Annotated in this window: 4 protein-coding genes and 1 tRNA gene; 3 read left to right on the top strand and 2 right to left on the bottom strand. The window is 68.5% G+C overall.

Annotation, left to right across the window (positions count from 1 at the left end; translation table 11 throughout):
• Positions 1–199 precede the first annotated feature (199 nt).
• Positions 200–670 carry an RrF2 family transcriptional regulator gene (locus K228_RS0123975; protein WP_025620653.1) on the top strand — a complete coding sequence of 157 codons (471 nt, stop codon included), beginning with the start codon at positions 200–202 and terminating at the stop codon, positions 668–670.
• Positions 671–799: 129 nt separating this feature from the next.
• Positions 800–1,792 carry a sulfite exporter TauE/SafE family protein gene (locus K228_RS0123970; RefSeq protein ID WP_025620652.1) on the top strand — a complete coding sequence of 331 codons (993 nt, stop codon included), beginning with the start codon at positions 800–802 and terminating at the stop codon, positions 1,790–1,792.
• 207 nt (positions 1,793–1,999) lie between these two features.
• On the opposite strand, the gene K228_RS0123965 is transcribed toward K228_RS0123970, so the two are convergent.
• A complete protein-coding gene (locus K228_RS0123965; RefSeq protein ID WP_025620651.1) occupies positions 2,000–2,479 on the bottom strand; it encodes an Lrp/AsnC family transcriptional regulator in 480 nt (159 codons plus the stop codon).
• A gap of 468 nt (positions 2,480–2,947) precedes the next feature.
• Positions 2,948–3,024: transfer RNA gene (locus K228_RS0123960), tRNA-Leu, on the bottom strand.
• Positions 3,025–3,123: 99 nt separating this feature from the next.
• On the opposite strand from K228_RS0123960, the gene K228_RS0123955 reads away from it, so the two are divergent.
• Positions 3,124–3,744 carry an ANTAR domain-containing response regulator gene (locus K228_RS0123955; protein ID WP_025620650.1) on the top strand — a complete coding sequence of 207 codons (621 nt, stop codon included), beginning with the start codon at positions 3,124–3,126 and terminating at the stop codon, positions 3,742–3,744.
• Positions 3,745–4,318 lie beyond the last annotated feature (574 nt).

Raw genomic sequence — 4,318 nt, 5'->3', positions numbered from 1 at the left:
CTGACCCACCCACCGCAGCAGCCACCAACAAACCCCCACCCACAGACCCAACCCACACAAGGGGGAAAGAAACTGTCGGCCGGCACCCGAAACCGGGCGCCGGCCAACAGCCATGTCCGGACATCCCGGCGCAGGCTTCCGGCTCGGTGGGCCGAGGGATGGTCGGTCGTTGGCAATCGAGCCGGCTAGCCTGTCTGCCATGCGTCTCTCCGCCCGGGTCGACTATGCCCTTCGCGCGGTCGCCGAGCTCGCCTCGGTGACCGGCGGTGCCTCGACCGGTCGAGGGCGGTACGTGACGGCCGACCAGATCGCCCGAGCCCAGGAGATCCCGCCGAAGTTCTTGGAGAGCATCCTGTTGCAGCTGCGTCGGGGCGGTGTGGTGCAGGCCCAGCGGGGCCCGGAGGGAGGCTACTGGTTGGCGCGGCCGGCGGGCGAGATCTCCCTCGCCGAGGTGATTCGGGTGATCGATGGTCCGCTGGCCCATGTCCGCGGGCAGCGCCCGGAGCAGCTCGGCTACCACGGTGCTGCGCGAGCCTTGCAGGATGTGTGGATCGCCCTGCGGGCAAGCGAACGCCAGATCCTGGAGCTGGTCACCGTGGCCGACGTGGCCGACGGTGCCCTTCCGGCGCGGGTTACCGAACTGGTCGCCGACCCGCGCGCCTGGATCTGAGCCGCGCCCGGACCTGAGCCGCGCCCCGACCTGAGCTGAAACTCGCGGTTGAACATGGTTGACCCAGGGTCCCTCATCCCGCATTGTCGACTAAGTCGATAGGAGATATCCGAAAATCAGGGAGGCGTGGTGCGTAAGCTGCTGGTGCTCGCGCTCGTCGGGTTGGCCGCGCAGCTCGTTGACGGCGCCCTGGGCATGGCCTATGGGCTGACCTCCTCGACACTGCTCCTGCTCGCCGGTATCGCGCCGGCCGCTGCCTCGGCTTCGGTGCACCTTGCTGAGGTGGGCACCACGCTGGCGGCGGGTGTGGCGCACTGGCGGTTTGGCAACGTCGACTGGCGCGTCGTTGGGCGTATCGCCGTGCCCGGTGCCCTCGGTGCGTTCGCCGGAGCGACCTTCCTGTCCGCCCTCTCCACCGCCGCCGCCGCGCCCTGGATGGCGGCTATCTTGTTCACCCTCGGCGCGTACCTGTTGGTGCGCTTCGCCCGACCACTGCGCACCGAACGACGGGCCGGTCGGCTGCGTGGCCGCTTCCTCGGCCCGCTGGGGCTCGTCGCCGGTTTTGTTGACGCGACCGGCGGCGGGGGGTGGGGTCCGGTGGCGACCCCCGCGCTGCTGGTCAGTGGGCGACTGGAACCCCGCAGGGTGATCGGATCGGTGGACACCGCCGAGTTCCTCGTCGCCGGTGCGGCCAGTGTCGGCTTCCTGATCGGGCTCGGCTCAGAGGGCTTTTTGCTGCCGATGGTGCTCGCGCTACTGGCCGGTGGTCTGATCGCGGCACCGGTGGCCGCCTGGCTGGTGCGACTCGTCCCGGCCCAATTGCTCGGTGCGGTGGTCGGCGGTGTGATCGTGCTAACCAACGCTCGTACGCTGATGCACGCTCTTGATCTCGGTGCGGGTGTGCGGCCCGTGGGGTATGCCCTGCTGGCACTCGTTTGGGGAGTCGCATTCGCGTTCGCGCTTCGGGCCTTGCTCCGCGCCCGTCGTGCCCGGGCCGTCGTCGCCGCTGCCCGCGGCATCACGCCGTCTCGGGGCGATAGCGCCACCGAGCCGCCCGGGGGTGAGGTCGCCACCAAACTGTCCCGGGAGGAGGCGGTGGCCGACTCTGGGTCGGTCCGGTAGGGCTGCGGGGCGAGCGAGTGAGGCACCGGACCGGCTCCGCGGAATCCGTCGACTCCGGCCCGGTGCGCCACAACCTGGCAGCTCCCGACCCGTCCCGACCGGGAGTGCCAACCACCACCAAAACTAAACCTAGGCGCAGTCCGCGTCCCAGACGTGACGCGGACGTGAAGATCCTGTTTCGGCGCGTCACCGGGGCCGTGATTCGTCTTACCCCAGGCCCCGTGCCTGCTCGAAGATCAGGCTGGTTTGGGTGTGCTGCACCGCCGGATCGACTGCCAGGTGGTCGAGCACGAAGTCCCGCAGCGCCTCCGCCGATGCCGCCCGGACATGCAGCACGTAGTCGTCCGCACCGGCCACGTGGAAAACCGCCACCATCCCCGGTAGGCGTACTGATCGGGCTCGGAAGGCGTCCACCACGGCCCGGTCGTGGGCGGAGAGTCGTACCGAGATCAGCGCCTGTAGCGGCAGGCCTATCGCCGCCGGATCCACCTCGGCGTGGAAGCCGCGGATCGCCCCGCATCCGCGTAGCGCCCTGGTTCGTGCGAGGCAAGTCGACGGCGCCACCCCTACCCGCTCGGCGAGGGCGTTGTTCGGGAGGCGGCCGTCTGCTGCCAGCTCCGCCAGGATCGCGCGGTCGGTGTCGTCAAGGCTCGCGTAGGGCTGCACCGGATTCGGGGAAGAGGGCATGGTGACATCCTTCCTCGAATTTTAGCTAGTTTCAACGCATAGTCGCCGAATCTTGTTCGGAGGAATTGCTCCTACAGAGCCAAATGTTCATTCGCCCCGGCGCGATGGCCCTCAGAGTGGAAGCCGAACGCGCCGGCTGAGGGGTCTCCGCCGCTCATCGAGGGGTCTTCGAGCGGCCACTCGGGGCCCCACGGTGGCCCTTCGAGCCGGTGTTACGGCTCATCACCCAGCCACTCAGCGGTGGCGGAGATGCTGAAGCAGCATCGGCGGTGACGGTGCGGCGGTCGAGGTGCTGGGCGAGCGGCATGCCCGTCGGTGGACTGGTGCGGCTGCCGGCCACCCGGCGGCGGGTCCTTCGCGCTGCTGCGGAGCGGGCGGGCCGGGCGGCCGTCATGGCGCCCGCCGGGGCCGCGACCTGCAGGGCTACCTCGCTTGCGAGGTGCCAACCGCCGCCCGCGCAGCGGTTTGTGGTGTCCCCGGTGGGATTCGAACCCACACTGTCGGAGGTTTGAGCTCCGTTTCTCTACCGGTTGGAATACGGGGACAGTGCCGCCGGCGGCCTCGGTGTCGGCTTATAGAGTACCCACTAGGCTAAGGGGCGCGGCACCCGGTCGGGTGTCGGTACGGAGTGGTGGGAGTTGCTCGTGGCCGAGACGCAGACGGACGCTGAGCGCAGGCGGGTACTGATCGCCGAGGACGAGGCGCTTATCCGGCTGGATCTCGCCGAGATGCTCGTCGAGGAAGGCTACGAGGTTGTCGGAGAGGCCGGCGACGGTGAGACGGCCGTTCGGCTCGCCCAGGAGCTGAAGCCGGACCTGGTCATCCTCGACATCAAGATGCCCATCATGGACGGGCTGGCCGCCGCCGAACGGATCGCCGGCGAGCGGATCGCTCCGGTCATCATCCTGACCGCCTTCAGTCAGCGGGACCTGGTGGAGCGGGCACGGGCTGCTGGCGCGATGGCGTACCTGGTCAAACCCTTCCAGAAGAGTGACCTGGTCCCAGCGGTAGAGATCGCGATGTCGCGCTACTCGGAGGTCGCCGCTCTGGAGGCGGAGGTTGCTGGCCTCACCGACCGGTTGGAGATACGCAAGATCATCGAGCGTGCCAAGGGTGCGTTGATGACCACCTATGGGATGACCGAGCCGCAGGCCTTCAAGTGGATCCAGCGCACCGCGATGGACCACCGGATGACCATGAAAGAGGTCGCCGAGCGGATCCTCCAGGAGACTGCTGGCGGCGAGGTGCCCCGTCCGGCCCAGTAGGCCCGGTCCCGCCTCTTCTTCCTCTCCCTCCCCCTCCCTCCCTCTTTTCTCCTCCCTTGAAGGTCGCTGCGGCCAGGGTTGGCGCCGCCGTGGCGTCCGAACGGTCGGAGTGCGCCCCCGTCGCGAGTTGTCGCCGCAGTTGATCTTTTATCCCGCCAGGTTGGATTGATGTCGGCCTTGCTGGCGGTGGACGAATGTGCTGGTCATTGCCGGTGCGCTCGCGGCTTCGGGCCAGCTGTGAAGGATGTTACGGGTTCGGGTCGCATTGGCGTTTGTATTCGTAACGGTTTGACAAGCGTGACTTCGAGGGCTTCCGGGACTGTCTATCGACCCAGTACGCTCCGCCATCACGAGCCGTAGCAGGTGTGCGGGCTCACATCGAGGTGGGGAGGCTGCCGTACTGGTGCGGCCGCCTGCATCGGGGTGTGCTCGGACTCCTGCAACTGGAGGAGGTCTATAGCCGTGAGGCGTAAGTACGTACGGGCGCTCGGCGCCATTGGGTTGTCGGCGGCCCTCATTGCCGCGGCGGGCTGTCAGGCGGAGGAGGACAACGCCGGCGGCAGCAGTGACTGCG

Source organism: Salinispora cortesiana, assembly GCF_000484695.1.
GTDB lineage: Bacteria > Actinomycetota > Actinomycetes > Mycobacteriales > Micromonosporaceae > Micromonospora > Micromonospora cortesiana.
Note: the sequence above shows the minus strand (reverse complement) of the source record. Positions and strands in the feature narration are given on the sequence as shown.

Coding starts and splice junctions, on each gene's coding strand:
- K228_RS0123975 (WP_025620653.1), top strand. CDS start 200: ATGCGTCTCTCCGCCCGGGTCGACTATGCCCTTCGCGCGGTCGCCGAG.
- K228_RS0123965 (WP_025620651.1), bottom strand. CDS start 2,479: ATGCCCTCTTCCCCGAATCCGGTGCAGCCCTACGCGAGCCTTGACGAC.